The sequence below is a fragment of the Xenorhabdus bovienii genome, assembly GCF_024721015.1.
GTDB lineage: Bacteria > Pseudomonadota > Gammaproteobacteria > Enterobacterales > Enterobacteriaceae > Xenorhabdus > Xenorhabdus bovienii.
Genome location: NZ_JANAIF010000005.1, coordinates 54,155 through 70,550, shown reverse-complemented (window position 1 = coordinate 70,550; position 16,396 = coordinate 54,155). Strand labels below are relative to the sequence as shown.

14 protein-coding genes are annotated in these 16,396 nt (G+C 46.9%); 8 read left to right on the top strand and 6 right to left on the bottom strand.

Features of this window, described 5'->3' with window-relative positions; translation table 11 throughout:
• The 3 genes from mlaB (at position 1) to murA (ending at position 2,038) form a co-directional block, all read left to right on the top strand.
• On the top strand, positions 1-336 hold the full coding sequence (gene mlaB, locus NXS07_RS02805; RefSeq protein WP_038201395.1) for a lipid asymmetry maintenance protein MlaB: 336 nt from the start codon (positions 1-3) through the stop codon (positions 334-336).
• Between the two features lie 131 nt (positions 337-467).
• Positions 468-722: a BolA family iron metabolism protein IbaG gene (gene ibaG, locus NXS07_RS02800; protein WP_038192568.1), complete on the top strand. Its 255-nt coding sequence runs from the start codon at positions 468-470 to the stop codon at positions 720-722.
• 53 nt (positions 723-775) lie between these two features.
• The gene (gene murA, locus NXS07_RS02795; RefSeq protein WP_038249591.1) at positions 776-2,038 is read left to right on the top strand and encodes a UDP-N-acetylglucosamine 1-carboxyvinyltransferase; all 1,263 of its coding nucleotides are present in this window, start codon (positions 776-778) and stop codon (positions 2,036-2,038) included.
• Positions 2,039-2,158: 120 nt separating this feature from the next.
• Here murA and degS read toward each other — a convergent pair whose 3' ends face one another.
• From degS to zapG, 3 genes are all read right to left on the bottom strand, one after another.
• Positions 2,159-3,217, bottom strand: coding sequence for an outer membrane-stress sensor serine endopeptidase DegS (gene degS, locus NXS07_RS02790; protein WP_254851544.1), 1,059 nt, complete (start codon positions 3,215-3,217; stop codon positions 2,159-2,161).
• 110 nt (positions 3,218-3,327) lie between these two features.
• On the bottom strand, positions 3,328-4,710 hold the full coding sequence (degQ, locus tag NXS07_RS02785; protein WP_038201406.1) for a serine endoprotease DegQ: 1,383 nt from the start codon (positions 4,708-4,710) through the stop codon (positions 3,328-3,330).
• A 288-nt stretch (positions 4,711-4,998) separates the two neighbouring features.
• Positions 4,999-5,403 (bottom strand): Z-ring associated protein ZapG, encoded by a 405-nt coding sequence (gene zapG, locus NXS07_RS02780; RefSeq protein ID WP_038192537.1) that lies wholly within the window; start codon positions 5,401-5,403, stop codon positions 4,999-5,001.
• 315 nt (positions 5,404-5,718) lie between these two features.
• Here zapG and zapE point away from each other — a divergent pair, with 315 nt between their 5' ends.
• The 5 genes from zapE to sspB all read left to right on the top strand — a co-directional run bounded on the left by zapE (position 5,719) and on the right by sspB (position 9,444).
• Positions 5,719-6,846 (top strand): cell division protein ZapE, encoded by a 1,128-nt coding sequence (gene zapE / locus NXS07_RS02775; protein ID WP_038201410.1) that lies wholly within the window; start codon positions 5,719-5,721, stop codon positions 6,844-6,846.
• Positions 6,847-7,112: 266 nt separating this feature from the next.
• Positions 7,113-7,541: a 50S ribosomal protein L13 gene (gene rplM, locus NXS07_RS02770; protein ID WP_012990147.1), complete on the top strand. Its 429-nt coding sequence runs from the start codon at positions 7,113-7,115 to the stop codon at positions 7,539-7,541.
• Between the two features lie 15 nt (positions 7,542-7,556).
• On the top strand, positions 7,557-7,949 hold the full coding sequence (gene rpsI / locus NXS07_RS02765) for a 30S ribosomal protein S9 (RefSeq protein ID WP_012990148.1): 393 nt from the start codon (positions 7,557-7,559) through the stop codon (positions 7,947-7,949).
• Positions 7,950-8,316: 367 nt separating this feature from the next.
• On the top strand, positions 8,317-8,958 hold the full coding sequence (sspA, locus tag NXS07_RS02760; protein ID WP_038201413.1) for a stringent starvation protein SspA: 642 nt from the start codon (positions 8,317-8,319) through the stop codon (positions 8,956-8,958).
• A gap of 3 nt (positions 8,959-8,961) precedes the next feature.
• Positions 8,962-9,444 (top strand): ClpXP protease specificity-enhancing factor, encoded by a 483-nt coding sequence (gene sspB, locus NXS07_RS02755; RefSeq protein ID WP_038201416.1) that lies wholly within the window; start codon positions 8,962-8,964, stop codon positions 9,442-9,444.
• A 113-nt stretch (positions 9,445-9,557) separates the two neighbouring features.
• On the opposite strand, the gene NXS07_RS02750 is transcribed toward sspB, so the two are convergent.
• From NXS07_RS02750 to gltB, 3 genes are all read right to left on the bottom strand, one after another.
• Entirely contained in the window at positions 9,558-10,064 is a 507-nt protein-coding gene (locus NXS07_RS02750; RefSeq protein ID WP_038201419.1) for a hypothetical protein, read from the bottom strand.
• 319 nt (positions 10,065-10,383) lie between these two features.
• Complete coding sequence (locus NXS07_RS02745) at positions 10,384-11,802, bottom strand: glutamate synthase small subunit (RefSeq protein WP_258086124.1); 1,419 nt, start codon at positions 11,800-11,802, stop codon at positions 10,384-10,386.
• Positions 11,803-11,812: 10 nt separating this feature from the next.
• Positions 11,813-16,270, bottom strand: a complete 4,458-nt coding sequence (gene gltB / locus NXS07_RS02740) for a glutamate synthase large subunit (RefSeq protein WP_258086123.1) — start codon at positions 16,268-16,270, stop codon at positions 11,813-11,815.
• Positions 16,271-16,396 lie beyond the last annotated feature (126 nt).

Here is a 16,396-nt window from a genome sequence, read left to right as displayed (position 1 = left end):
ATGGAAAACCGGGAAATAAGCCAAACGTCTGATGACGGAAAGATAAGTTGGGAACAAACAGGAAGTACATTATTTCTTCACGGTACACTGGATCGTGACAGTTTACTTCCGCTTTGGCAGCAAAAAGACAGCGTTCTGGCTGAGATCAAAAATATTGATGTTTCTCGGCTTGAGCATGTGGATTCCACGGGGCTGGCGTTGTTTGTCCGCTTAAAAGGAGACATGCAGCAACGTGGCAAACTGTTAACCTTTTCTGGCATAAGTGAACGCTTGGAGACATTGATAGCACTTTATGGCCTGAAAAGTCTCTTTGATGCTAACACGCCTGACATGTAATTCCCTTTTCCCATAATCATCGCCCTTGTAAGTCATCCTCTTACAAGGGCGTTTTTCTTGGTTTAAGAGTCGTCTGGATTCCATTAGGATAGGTGACTATTATTATTTTTAACGACGAGTGTGAGCAAATTATGGATACTGATGAAATTAAAGAAGTGCTGATGAAAGCATTGGCACTTGATGACGTTATCGTTAGCGGTGATGGCAGCCATTTTCAGGTAATTGCAGTTGGCGAGCTTTTTGATGGCCTGAGCCGTGTCAAACAACAGCAGACTGTTTACGCCCCTCTGATGGAATACATTGCTGATAATCGCATTCATGCCGTGTCGATCAAGACTTATACACCTGCAAAGTGGCAACGTGACCGCAAGCTTCAGGGATTTTGAGGTTGTTTGCCTCGCCGCGAACAGCACACTTTGAATTAAACAAGAGAATGAAGATGGATAAATTTCGAGTGAAAGGGCCTACCTGCTTATCGGGTGAGGTTACTATTTCCGGGGCAAAAAATGCCGCATTACCCATTCTGTTTGCAGCGCTGCTGGCGGAAGAGCCAGTTGAATTACAGAATGTGCCTGAATTAAAAGATATTGATACCACCATCAAACTGCTCAACCGTTTGGGAACCAAAGTAAAACGCAATGGCTCTGTTTTTGTTGATGCCAGTAACGTTAACGAATACTGCGCGCCTTATGAACTGGTCAAAACGATGCGGGCTTCCATTTGGGCCTTGGGGCCACTGGTCGCGCGTTTCGGTCAAGGGCAGGTATCACTGCCGGGCGGCTGTGCCATTGGCGCTCGCCCTGTTGATCTGCACATTTCTGGGCTGGAACAGCTCGGTGCGAAAATTGTTCTCAATGAAGGTTACGTCAAGGCTTCCGTCGATGGTCGCTTGAAAGGTGCCAGTATTGTTATGGATAAAGTCAGTGTGGGTGCGACCGTCACCATCATGACCGCAGCGACACTGGCGGAAGGGACAACCATCATTGAAAACGCAGCTCGTGAGCCTGAAATCGAAGATACTGCCGATTTTCTGAATACACTGGGCGCGAAAATTACCGGTGCAGGCACCGATCGCATTGTGATTGAAGGTGTAGAGCGTCTGGGAGGCGGTGTTTATCGTGTGCTGCCTGATCGTATCGAAACAGGAACTTTCCTTGTCGCTGGCGCCATTTCCCGTGGCAAGGTGATTTGCCGTAATGCCAAGCCGAACACATTGGATGCCGTTTTATCCAAACTGCGTGAAGCCGGGGCAGACATTCAGGTGGGAGATGATTGGATTAGCCTTGATATGCACGGCAAGCGACCAAAGGCGGTTACATTCCGCACCGCCCCGCATCCGGGCTTTCCGACGGATATGCAGGCCCAATTCAGCTTGTTGAATATGGTTGCCGAAGGTGTTGGCATGATCACTGAAACTATCTTTGAAAATCGCTTCATGCACATTCCCGAGTTGATTCGCATGGGTGCGCGTGCAGAAATCGAGAGTAATACGGTAGTTTGTCACGGTGTTGAAAATTTATCTGGCGCTCAGGTTATGGCGACTGATTTGCGTGCCTCTGCGAGCTTGGTATTGGCTGGCTGTATTGCTGAAGGCACCACGGTAGTCGATCGTATTTATCATATTGACCGAGGCTACGAGCATATCGAAGATAAACTGCGTGGTTTAGGTGCGAATATCGAGCGTATTAAGTCGACTGATTAAACTGAACTCATATCATCCTTCGCCCGAACTGGGCGAAGGATTTAATAAGCAAAAAGCAGCGGAGTTGTCGGCTATACTCTTCATCTTGCAAGCTGCTACAGGCGTTAAATGCTAAATTCTTCAGCCGTCAAATTCTTCAACCATAACCTTGAAGGTGAGGGATTGCCCATCACGCAGCACGGTGATGGGAACCATACTGCCAGGGCGGATATCAGTGACTTGATCCATCGTCTCTGCCGGAGAAATCGCGGGTTGGTGATTGAAATTAGTAATGATATCTCCTACTTTGATCCCCACTTTTTGAGCCGGGCTTCTCGGTGCAACTTCAAAAACCCGCAACCCCGGCATTTGGTTGATATTGCTGTCTGACGAGCGAATACGGGGCAAATCTTGGACTGTGATACCAATATATCCCCTGATGACCCGCCCATCGCGGATGAGTTTATGCATGATTTTCGTGGCAAGCTCAGTGGGAATGGCAAACCCCAAGCCTTCAGGTGTGACACCAAATTCTGACTTATCAAACGTCAGCGTATTGATCCCGACTAATTCCCCCAGCGTATTGACCAGTGCACCGCCGGAGCTTCCCTGATTAATTGAAGCATCTGTTTGCAGAAAATTCTGGCGGCGTGTAGGGCTGAGGCTAACACGCCCTGTCGCACTGATAATACCTTGAGTGATGGTTTGCCCTAAATTGTAAGGATTGCCGATTGCCAGCACGATATCTCCTACATGGGCAACTCGATTGTGATTGATCGGGATCACGGGGAGATTTTTACCATTGACCTTTAAGACAGCCAGATCGGTTGGAGCATCCGAGCCGGCCAGCAGCGCCTCATAGAATCGACCATCTTGTAATGCAACAATAATAGAGTCGGCTTTATTGATGACATGTTTGTTAGTGAGGATATAGCCCTGTTCATTCATGATGACGCCAGAACCCAAGGGGCGAAGTTCCCGGCCTTCATGAGAAAAACTACCCAGATTACTGCTGTAGATATTGACAACAGCGGGAGCCGCTCGACGAACTCCTTGATTGAAACTGTATGGTTTGCCGTTGCGACTATTGTCACTCAGGAGATGTTTTAACCCATTGGGGCGTAGTGAAGGTATGGTAACCAATAAGATTGCAGCAATGAGTAGTCCTATCGATATGGAGCGCAATAACTTGATCAGCATGGCATTATTCAGTAATAAATAAGTGAAAGAAGCATAGCATAGAAGCGAGCAGACACAGCTTATGCTGTGTCTGTCAGTAATACTAGATCGCGTTTTTTATCTTCAATTGATTAATTACGCAGTAACAAGTAGATATTATCATCACCACGTAAAATGTTCAGGGCAATAACAGGTGGTTTTGTCTCAAGCAGTTTACGCAGCTCGCTGATATTCCGAATTCGCTCGTTATTGGCTCCTATAATCAAATCATCATTCTGTAAGCCAGACATTGCGGCAGGTGAATTCTGGGTAATTTTATCTACTTTCACACCTTGTGTGTTTTTCACTGTGCTGTTGCTCAGAATTGCACCTTGCAGGGCAACGCTCAAGTTTTCAGCCTTGGTTTCTTGAGTTACATTATTTTCTAGTGTTACGGTCACTTCCATTGGCCTCCCTTTACGCAGAAGGCCAATTTTGATTGCTTTACCGGGAGCGGTTGTACCAACCTTCGCACGCAATTCAGCGAAGCTGGTGATTTTTTTGCCGTCAACGGAGACCAGTATATCCCCTGGCTTGATGTCAGCTTTAGCCGCAGCCGATTTAGGAATGACTTCGCTGACGAATGCACCTTGTTGAGCATCAACGTTGAGTGCCTTGGCGACATCTGCTGTCATCTCGGTTCCCTTGATACCGAGTAGGCCGCGCTTGACTTCACCGTGGGCAATGAGCTGGTCTGCAAGGTTGCTGGCCATGTTACTTGGGATGGCAAAACCAATGCCGATGTTACCGCCGCCGGGAGCGAGGATCGCAGTGTTAATGCCGATCAATTCCCCTTTCAGGTTGATCAATGCTCCACCTGAGTTACCTCGGTTGATAGAGGCATCGGTCTGGATGAAGTTTTCCAAACCTTCCAGATTCAGGCCACTGCGGCCAAGGGCAGAGATGATCCCCGATGTTACGGTCTGCCCCAGCCCGAATGGGTTGCCGATGGCGACGGAATAATCCCCTACACGCAGTTGATCAGAATCGGCGAATTTAATGGCTGTCAGGTTCTTGGCATCTTGCAGCTGTAAAAGTGCGATGTCAGTCTGTAGGTCACGCCCGATGAGTTTTGCGGAATATTCACGGCCATCGTTTAATTGAACCCGGATTTTATTGGCTTTCTCGATAACATGGCTATTGGTCAGCACATACCCTTTATTGGCATTGATAATAACCCCAGAGCCTAATCCTTTGAATGGACGGCTTCTTTGCTCCTGTGGAGGAAAACCTGGCCCAAAGAAAAATTGAAAGTCTTCTGGTAACTGAAGCTGCTGCTGATTTTGAACTTCTGTGCCCGAGACATGCACAGTCACTACGGAAGGAAGAACTTTTTCCAGCATTGGTGCGAGGCTCGGTAATTCCTGAGAAGCCACTGCGGCAGGTAAAGCTGCGTTACCTACCACTGGAACTGAAGCTAAAGATAATCCAATACTGATCGCAAGTGCGCTGAGCAATGTGTTTTTTCTTTTCATTGAATACGTTCTCTTAATACCTAAGCCAGAAAGGGAAATCGTACTTAAAAGACCTATCCTGTCAGGAAATTTCATTTTCCTTGGGAATTACGCTTATTGGGATAGGTTTTAAGCATAATTGTTTCGATGCTGTTATGACTCTCAATTATTCAGCAAAGTTCACTAACAATGTCGTTTTGCCGTGTTTCTTTACAGGTATTTACGTGAATTAAAATTAAAAAACAAAACTCTTTAATGTCAATAAAGCCAATGAGCCGTGGTATCAACAGGTTACCACGGCCGGAGAATTTACTGTTTTTTATCTTGAATTGGGCGGAATAGGCCGGATGCACCCTCAGAATAGTCCCGTGGAGGCATATTGGCGGTGACTTTACTTTTATCGGCTTCAGATTCAGTCAGGCGATAATTGAAGGGATTATCCTGTATTGGCATGTTTGGCATCAGTTCGTTGGAACTTTTGGCCATGTGCTGATACAGTTGGCGATAATCGCGTGCCATATTATCAAGTAATTCAGCACTGTGGGCAAAATGGCTGACCAGCTCCTTACGATATTCTTCCAACTCTGCCCGATTCTTCTCCAGTTCGGCCTGTGCTGCATTTTGCTGACGCAGTTTTGAACTGCCAAAGCGGACAGCCAGTGCGCCAACGATAAAACCAATAACTAACCCAATCAGTGCATATTCCCAAGTCATGGCAACCCCTTTATTAACTTCAGTGTTCGGCAATAGTGTTCCACAATGTCTCAATACCATTGCTATCACTATAACCGCTAATTAAGTCAGAGTGGAATATTGATTATTAATTAATTTATACACCACTTGATGTGTCAATTTTATACAAATTTGCGATGATACGTCGTGAGTTATTGGCGAAATTGAGAGAGGATATGGAAAAAAGTATGAAAAATTGGAACAAATATAACGAACTCAAACAGAAAAGATTAGCGCGATTTTTACCAGTACAATGAATCGTGCTGAGAACAAAAATTTTTAAGGATTGTCATTTTGATGTTACCGATTACACCTTCGTCTCTCTATCAATCTGCACTGTCAGAAGGCCAGTACCAACCTGATGAAGTGCAGCGTAATACCGTTGCCCGCTTGGATATTATGCATCACGATCTCAGTAATCGTTCTCCGGAGCATGTTTTACCTTCAAGTGGACTGAAAAGCATACTGGGCAGGTTATTTGGCGGCTTATCAACAGAGCAGCAGCGGCCGGTTCAGGGGCTTTATATGTGGGGCGGCGTCGGGCGTGGGAAAACATGGTTGATGGATATGTTTTTCCAGAGCCTGCCAACCGACCGAAAACTACGTCTCCATTTTCATCGTTTTATGTTGCGGGTACATGAAGAATTAACCGTTTTACAGGGGCACGAAAATCCCTTGGATGTGATAGCTGATGGCTTTAAGGCGCAGACTGATGTGCTCTGCTTCGATGAGTTTTTTGTTTCGGACATTACAGATGCCATGATCCTCGGTACCTTGCTGGAAGCTCTGTTTAAGCGAGGAATTGCCTTGGTGGCAACATCAAATATTCCACCTGATGAATTGTACCGAAATGGCTTGCAGCGCGCGCGGTTCCTGCCAGCCATTGAGCAAATCAAAAAATACTGCGATGTGATGAATGTGGATGCGGGTATCGATTATCGGTTGCGCACGCTGACTCAGGCGCATCTTTATCTCACGCCATTATCGGAAGATAACCGACAGGAAATGCATCGCATGTTTCAGCGTCTGGCGGGACGGAAAGGAGAACCGAATCCGGTATTGGAGATTAACCATCGCAGTATGCCTGCCATCAGCAGTGTTGACGGGGTGCTGGCCATCAATTTCAAAACCTTGTGTGACGATCCCCGCAGTCCGTTGGATTACATTGCGTTGTCGAAGCTTTATCATTCTGTCCTGCTGCATGATACGCCAGCTATGACTGCATTGGATGAAAGCGCAGCTCGGCGTTTTCTTGCATTGGTGGATGAATTCTATGAACGCCATGTAAAACTCATCATCAATGCTGAAGCGCCGATGGAGCGGATTTATCAAGGGGAATTGCTGACATTTGAATATCGGCGTTGTCTGTCCCGCTTGCAGGAGATGCAGAGTGAGGAATATTTGAAACTTCCTCATTTGCCCTGATATCTGGCTTTGATCCGTAAGAAAAATCGAGATTGTCGTTATCTGGCAGGATAATTATTGAATTGGGGGTCGATTTTTTATGATGACTTCTCTATAATCTTGCGACCCCACGTTACAGCAAGATTTTTTTCCCAAAAACTTGCATTAGTGCCGGCATAGGCTATTCGAAGGGGTAGGTTTGCTGGACAAAAGTCGTGTGAACCTCAAAAACAGTTTCTGAACATCGAGTGTTCACCAACGTGTAACTTATAATTGGGTAAGCTTTAATGAAAACTTTTACAGCTAAACCAGAAACCGTAAAACGCGACTGGTATGTTGTTGACGCAGATGGCAAAACTTTAGGCCGTCTTGCAACTGAAATCGCTAGTCGCCTGCGCGGCAAGCATAAAGCGGAATATACTCCGCACGTTGATACTGGTGATTACATCATTATTGTTAACGCCGAAAAAGTTGCTGTAACTGGCAACAAACGTGCTGACAAAATCTACTATCACCACACTGGCCACATCGGTGGTATCAAGCAAGCGACCTTTGAAGAGATGATTGCCCGCCGTCCTGAGCGTGTCATTGAAATCGCGGTTAAAGGCATGCTGCCAAAAGGGCCACTGGGTCGTGCAATGTACCGTAAACTGAAAGTTTACGCGGGCAGCGAGCACAACCACGCGGCACAGCAACCACAAGTTCTGGACATTTAATCGGGATTATAGGCAATGGCTGAAAATCAATACTACGGCACTGGTCGCCGCAAAAGCTCCTCCGCTCGTGTCTTTATTAAGCCAGGTAGCGGTAACATCGTAATCAACCAACGTAGCCTCGAAGTTTACTTCGGTCGTGAAACTGCACGCATGGTTGTTCGTCAGCCACTGGAGTTGGTTGACATGTTAGGCAAACTGGATCTGTACATCACTGTTAAAGGTGGTGGTATTTCTGGTCAGGCAGGCGCAATCCGTCACGGTATCACCCGTGCACTGATGGCTTATGACGAGACTCTGCGTTCTGATCTTCGCAAAGCTGGCTTCGTTACTCGCGATGCTCGTGAAGTTGAACGTAAAAAAGTGGGTCTGCGCAAAGCACGTCGTCGTCCACAGTTCTCCAAACGTTAATTTGTTGCCACGGCTGTGGCGATGGGTTAAAGTTGAAACCCGTCATTTATATGGCGGGTTTTTTTATCATCTGATTTTCCTTCCTTTGGTGAATAGCCTTTTTTCCCAAAAACTAGCGTATTACAGAAATAAATAACTAGATTCTGATATTTCATCATTAATTCTCAATGTACTTCCCCACAAAATGTGCAAAATCTGGTAGACTAGTGATAATTTTTTGCCTTATCCATGAATGAGCCTGATTTGGCAGGGGTTTCAATATACCCTCGGATAATAAGTGCGAAACAGGATGAGAATATGAGCGAGAATAGCCGTTTTTCACTGAAGGGCTGTTCGTTCCTTTGTTTAGATAAACTTGGAGGTTTTCATGGCTGTCGCTGCCAACAAACGTTCGGTAATGACTCTGTTTTCCGGCTCGACCGACATTTTTAGCCATCAAGTGCGAATTGTGCTGGCGGAAAAAGGAGTCAGCGTTGAGATTGAACACGTTGAAGCAGGCAATTTGCCTCAGGATTTAATTGATCTGAATCCTTATCAGACGGTTCCTACTCTCGTTGATCGTGAATTGACTCTGTATGATTCTCGCATCATTATGGAATATCTGGATGAGCGTTTTCCACATCCACCACTCATGCCTGTATATCCGGTTGCACGTGGTAGCAGCCGTTTGATGATGCATAGAATTGAAAAAAACTGGTATTCCCTGATGTATAAAATTCAGGGAGGGAATACTCAGGAAGCCAATGCTGCCCGGAAACAGCTTGCTGAAGAATTATTGGCCATGGCGCCTATTTTCAGAGACATGCCTTTCTTCATGAGTGAAGAGTTTAGTCTGGTGGATTGCTACCTTTCGCCGCTGCTGTGGCGTTTGCCTGTATTAGGTGTAGAGTTGTCTGGGTCAGGTGCAAAAGATATCCAGGTCTATATGCAGCGTGTATTTGAACGTGACGCATTTTTGGCTTCACTGACGGAAGCAGAACGTGAAATGCGTTTACCATCACGGGGCTAATTTATGGAGATGATTCAAATGTCTCCACGTCGTCCTTATTTATTGCGGGCGCATTATGAATGGCTGCTGGATAATGAAATGACTCCGCATCTTGTCGTGGATGTCACCCTGTATGGGGTGAATGTCCCGATGGAATATGCGAACGATGGGCAAATCATCCTGAATATTTCGCCGAGGGCTGTTGGCAATCTGGAATTGACTAACGATGAAGTTCGGTTCAATGCCCGCTTTGGTGGTGTAGGGCGTCAGGTCTCTGTTCCAATGGCGGCAGTGATTGCGGTTTATGGTCGTGAAAATGGAGCAGGAATGATGTTTGAGCCGGAATCTGCCTATAAGGTAGGTTTCGAACCGGAAGATTCGGATGCTCCTATAGCGGATAATCTGGTGCTTATCAGTGACGCTAAAATTGCTCGTGATAATGGTTCATCGGATGACGAACCCCCTCAACCTCCAAAAGGTCGTCCAACTTTGCGTGTTGTAAAATAAACAGGCAACTAGGTACAGTTACAATATAGAAAATAAAGGAGATTTTGGTCTCCTTTATTATTTTTAGTGGTACCCGCTTTTATAGAGGCACTCGTCTGGGAATCAAAAATGTACTATAAAGTTTGAGCTAGTCTCCATAGTCTCCACAGGCAATTTTCTATATTTTCATTATTTTTTCCGGAATTAGATTTTCTGGCTGCATTCAGGCTGTTAGACAGCTTTTCAATAAAACTTGTCCTTTCGTCCAAGCCTTTTAAAGTTGGCGGTATATCGCAGATCTGATCTGATGAGAATGAATTATATTTTTTCGACAGCGATAAGACTTCTACAGGGTTATTAATTAAGGCAAAAGATAAAGAGCAAAGAAGTTGTTTCGAAAATTCGGAATGCATATTGGGGGATAGCGTAAATGCAACTCTCAGCCACTGACTTTCACCTGTTGTAATGTTATAGGCGATTTCATCCCTTTTTCTACTTTCTCCTAATTCCGCAACAACGGCATTTACACCTCTTTCTCGCACTTGTTGCAGGATTTCCGCTTGTGTCGATAAATGAGCAATTGAGGGTGAGCTCATTAAGGATATGAAAGAGAATAAAAGTATCTGTGTGAGTAAGCGCATCTATTTCTTCCAGTCATTGTCAATTAATAGTTATTATTTAATTAATTAACTATTATTTAATCTTTGTTTGGATATCGTTTAACTAATTGCACTAAAAAATCGTCTTCTCTTTGAGAAAAGAAATAAGATTTTTTGCTGTATTAACACAGTAGATTAAATCGGAATATTTACCTTTAGGTTATAAGAATAGTCGCATAAAGCAAAAAAATACAACTAATATGGGAGTAAAGAAGAGATAAAAGTGAACTCGTTTCTAAATTTTTGAAATTTTCTCCGGTCAAAAGGCCGGAGAAATAATGGAAGAAACAGTGGGTAGGGATTAAACCTCAAGATAGTCGAGAATACCGGATGCCGCTTTTCTACCTTCTGCAATCGCAGTAACCACTAAATCGGAGCCACGAACGGCGTCCCCGCCTGCGAATATTTTAGGATTGCTGGTTTGGAAGGGAAGATCGCTGGCTTCAGGAGCAACAATACGTCCCTGCTGATCGAGATTGATCTGATGCGCGTTCAGCCAGTGCATGTTGTGAGGTTTGAAACCAAACGCCGTGATTACGGCATCAGTTTCGATCAGAAATGCGGAGCCCTGAATGATTTCAGCTCGACGGCGGCCTTTTTCGTCCATTTCGCCAAGTTGTGTTTTCGCGACTTTGACGCCGCAAACTTGACCTGCGCTATTGATCTCAATACTGAGCGGCTGAAGGTTAAACTGAAAATCTACACCTTCTTCCTTGGCATTTTTCACTTCACGACGGGAGCCTGGCATATTACCTTCATCCCGCCGATAAGCACAGATGACATGGGTTGCGCCTTGGCGAACAGAAGTGCGCACGCAATCCATTGCTGTATCGCCGCCTCCAAGTACCAGAACGCGCTGACCTTTCATATCAACATAAGGCTGTTTCGGTAACGCGGGGTAGCCCATTAAATGACGGGTATTGGCGATTAAGAAGGGCAGGGCGTCATAGACTCCGTCAGCATCTTCGTTCTCGAGTCCGCCATGAATAGACTGATAAGTCCCCACGCCCAGAAACACAGCATCAAATTGCTCGGTGAGTTCAGCAAGCGTGATGTCTTTGCCTATCTCCGTGTTTAAGCGGAATTCGATACCCATTTCGGAGAAGATTTCACGGCGGCGGATCATCACCTCTTTTTCCAGTTTGAAAGCAGGAATGCCAAACGTGAGCAAGCCGCCAATTTCAGGGTGGCGATCGTAAACTACCGCTTGTACGCCGTTGCGGGTTAGGACATCCGCACAGGCCAGCCCCGCAGGTCCGGCTCCAATCACTGCCACACGTTTGCCTGTCGGGATCACGTCTGACATATCCGGCTTCCAGCCCATCGCAATGGCGGTGTCGTTAATGTAACGTTCAATATTGCCGATGGTAACAGCACCAAAGTCATCATTCAGCGTACAGGCACCTTCACACAGGCGATCTTGCGGACAAACTCGTCCGCAGACTTCTGGCAGGCTGTTCGTTCGGTGGGAGAGTTCCGCCGCTTCAATAATCCGGCCTTCATTCGCGAGTTTCAGCCAGTTCGGAATATAGTTGTGTACAGGGCATTTCCACTCACAATAGGGATTCCCACATGAAAGGCAGCGATCTGCCTGTGCCTCAACTTGCATTTCAGAAAAAGGCTCATAAATTTCCACAAATTCTATTTTGCGGATTTTCAACGGTTTTTTTGGGGGATCGACACGTTGTAAGTCGATAAATTGATAAACGTTCTGACTCATTTTTGACTCCTTACTGCGCCTGAACCCGTAATTCTGCGGAAGAACGGCTGCGGTGCCCCAACAATGCACTGACATCACTGGATTTAGGTTTAACCAGCGCGAATTTATTGACCCATTGTGACCAGTTTTCCAGTATGCTTTCGCCATGCTGGGAGCCAGTCAATCGGACGTGTTCGGTGATCAATCCACGCAAGTGTTCTTTGTGAATGGCCAAGGTATCTATTGAGAGTACTTCGACCAATTCTGGGTTGACTCGCTTGCGGAAATCATCAAATTCATCAAGAACGTAAGCGAATCCGCCAGTCATGCCAGCGCCAAAATTCACCCCTGTGCTGCCCAGAACACAGACGATCCCACCGGTCATATATTCACAGCCATTATCACCGATGCCTTCGATAACCGTGATGGCACCTGAGTTGCGTACGGCAAAGCGCTCGCCTGCATTTCCGGCGGCAAACAATTTTCCGCCTGTTGCACCATAAAGACAGGTATTACCGATGATGGTCGCTTCGTTACTTCTGAATGCAGAACCAACCGGAGGTCGAATGACAATTTGACCACCCGCCATCCCCTTGCCGACATAATCATTGGCATCGCCAGTTAATGTCAATTCGACACCACCCGCATTCCAGACGCCAAAACTTTGTCCGGCTGTTCCTGTGAAGTGTAACTTTATGGGATCGGCTGCCAGTCCCTGATCACCATGCAACGCTGCGATTTCACCTGACAGTGAGGCTCCGACGGAACGATCAGTATTTTGGATATCAAAATAGAGCTTTTTACTCTGTGAATTTTTCACATAAGGCATAGCCTGCTTGATGATATCTTTATTCAAAATACCCTGATCAAATGACGGGTTATCTTCAGTACAATGCAGATCCTTGCCTTCGTGGGGTTGTGCTGTTTCCAGCAGCGGCTCAAGGTTGAGCTTACTTTGCTTGGCAGAAATGCCTTCCAATATTTGCAGTAAGTCTGTCCGACCAATCAGATCCGTTAATTCCCGTATGCCCAGTTGCGCCATGAGCTCACGTGTCTCCTGCGCAATGAAACGGAAGTAATTGATCACGCGCTCAGGCAGACCATGATAGTGAGACTTGCGCAATTTTTCATCTTGCGTTGCCACGCCAGTGGCACAGTTATTCAGATGGCAGATCCGCAGATATTTACACCCGAGGGCAACCATTGGCCCCGTGCCGAAGCCGAAACTTTCCGCACCTAAAATGGCGGCCTTAATGATATCCATGCCTGTTTTCAATCCGCCATCAACCTGAAGGCGTATTTTATGGCGTAGCCCATTGGCGACTAGCGCCTGTTGAGTTTCTACCAGACCCAGCTCCCATGGACAGCCGGCATATTTCACTGATGACAGCGGGCTTGCGCCGGTTCCTCCGTCATAACCGGCAATGGTGATCAAATCCGCATAGGCTTTTGCTACACCCGTAGCGATAGTTCCTACTCCCGGTTCTGAAACCAGTTTGACTGAAATCAGCGCTTTCGGATTGACTTGCTTAAGGTCGAAAATTAACTGAGCCAAATCTTCGATAGAATAAATATCGTGATGCGGCGGTGGTGAAATCAGCGTCACACCCGGCACGGAATAGCGCAGTTTGGCGATATAAGGCGTTACCTTATCCCCCGGCAACTGGCCGCCTTCCCCTGGTTTTGCTCCTTGGGCAACTTTTATCTGGATCACATCAGCACTGCTCAGATACGCGGGTGTTACCCCGAAACGTCCGGAAGCGACTTGTTTAATGCGGGACACTTTCTTCGTGCCATAACGCGCAGGATCTTCCCCTCCTTCACCAGAATTGGAAAAACCGCCCAGCGTATTCATCGCCTCAGCCAGTGCTTCATGCGCTTCAGGGCTTAGGGCTCCAATTGACATGGCAGCCGTGTCAAAACGTTTGAACAGGGATTCGGCTGGTTGGACTTCCTCAATGGCGATGGGCTCTGCTTTAGAAGAAATGGCGAGCAGATCTCTCAGCGTCGTGGCGGGGCGGCTGTTCACTAACTGGGAATATTTCTGGTAATCACTGTATTTGCCACTGTGAACAGCCGCCTGCAATGTATTGACGACATCGGGGTTATAAGCGTGATATTCCCCATCATGGACATATTTTAGCAATCCCCCTTGATCAATGGTATGGCGATGTAACCACGCCCGTTTGGAGAGATTACGCAGATCTTGTTCAAAATCGTTGAAATCTGCCCCTTCAATACGGCTGACAACGCCATTGAAACAAAGATCTGTCACATCGGAATGCAGGCCGACGGCTTCGAATAATTTGGAGCAGCGATAAGAGGAAATAGTGGAAATGCCCATTTTGGACATAATCTTATATAGCCCTTTATTGATGCCGTTGCGATAGTTCAGCATAACGCGGACATATGGCGCGTTGATCGTGCCATCGTCCACCATTTTTCCCAGTGACTCATACGCCAGATAGGGGTAAACCGCAGTGGCACCAAAGCCCAATAGCACGGCAAAATGGTGTGGATCGCGGGCGCTGGCGGTTTCTACGATCAGGTTAGCATCACAGCGGAGACTTTTCTCAACCAGACAGTGCTGGATAGCTCCGACAGCCATGGGGGCGGGAATAGGCAATTTTTCTGGTGAAATATTGCGGTCAGACAGAACCAGCAATACCGCCCCGTTGCGAATCAGTTCTTCAGCTTGTCTGCACAACGTTGCGACAGCACTTTTGAGGTTGGTTTCCTGTGGATTAAACGTCAAATCCAGTGTTTCAGCGTGATAGTAGGATTCTTGCTGTGTCGTGAGCTGCACAAAATCAGAATAGAGCAGCACAGGGGACTCAAAACTCAGCCGATGCGCCTGACCTTCTGCTTCACAAAAGACGTTCATTTCCCGCCCAATACGGGTCGCCAGCGACATGACATGAGCTTCACGCAGTGGATCGATGGGGGGATTGGTGACTTGGGCGAATTGCTGACGAAAATAGTCATAAATGACGCGTGGACGGCTGGAAAGTACCGCAAACGGAGTATCATCCCCCATTGAGCCCGTGGCTTCCTGCCCATTCTCACCGAGTGCACGGATAATTTGATCCAGCTCTTCATTGCTGTAGGCAAATTGTTTGTGATAAGTCGCCAGCATCCGATCATCTAAATCACGCTGACCGATTTGATCTTCCGGCAGTTTCTCAAATGGGATCAGTTGTTTGACGTTTTTTTCCAGCCACTCTTTGTAAGGATGGCGGATTTTCAAATCATTATCGGTTTCAGCGGAATGGAGAATGCGGCCTTCATAGGTGTCGATTACCATTAACTCACCTGGGCCAACGCGTCCTTTTTCTACGACTTCATCAGGTTGGTAGTCCCAAATGCCCACTTCGGAAGCACAAGTGATCAGCTTATCTTTGGTAATCACATAACGGGCGGGGCGCAGGCCGTTGCGATCCAAATTACAGGCTGCATAGCGTCCATCGGAAATCACAATGCCAGCAGGCCCATCCCACGGCTCCATGTGCATGGAGTTGAAGTCGAAGAATGCACGCAGGTCATCATCCATATCAGGATTATTTTGCCATGCGGGAGGAACTAGCAGGCGCATTGCCCGAATTAAATCCATGCCGCCATTGAGGAACAATTCCAGCATATTGTCCAGTGAACTGGAATCTGAGCCAGTTTCATTGACGAAAGGCGCAGCGGTTTGTAAGTCGGGGATCAGTGGTGTCCGGAATTTATAGGTTCTTGCTCTTGCCCATTCGCGATTGCCGGTGATGGTATTGATTTCCCCGTTGTGGGCGAGATAGCGAAACGGTTGTGCCAGCGGCCAGCGAGGAACCGTATTGGTTGAAAATCTTTGGTGAAATAGGCAGATAGAAGATTCCATCCGCAAATCCGCCAAATCGAGGTAGAAGCGCGGCAAATCAGCAGCCATGCACAGTCCTTTGTAAATCGTGACGAGATTGGACAGGCTGCAAACATAAAAATCGTCATCAGTGATGTGTTTCTCTATACGGCGTCGGGCAACGAACAAACGGCGTTCCAGATCTTGCGCCCGCCATCCGGCCGGGGCATTGACAAAAATCTGCTCAATACGAGGGAGGCTTGACAGGGCAATCTTGCCCAAAATATCGCGGTTGATGGGGACTTCCCGCCAACCCACAATGGACAGGGTTTCGTTTTGTAATTCTTGTTCGACAATGTCACGACATGATTGGGCAATTTTGGCATCCTGACTTAAAAACAGCATGCCGACAGCGTAGTTTTTGGCGAGCCGCCATGACTGATCGCTGGCGATCATCTGGAAAAACCGATCTGGCTTTTGCATTAATAAGCCGCAGCCATCGCCCGTTTTGCCATCTGCCAGAATTGCGCCGCGATGCTGCATCCGAGCCAGCGCATGTATGGCTGTGCGCACAACCTTGTGGCTTTGCTCCCCTTCAATGTGCGCAATTAATCCAAAGCCACAGTTATCTTTTTCCTGCAATTTATCATACAACATGGTAGAGCTCCCCAAGGTCTGTCCGACTCTCACATCACCCGCAAGGTGATATAGGTATATATTATTGCTACAGGCGTCTGATTTGCGCCCTCAGCTAAACACCACTTGCTTTATTGGCAATAACAA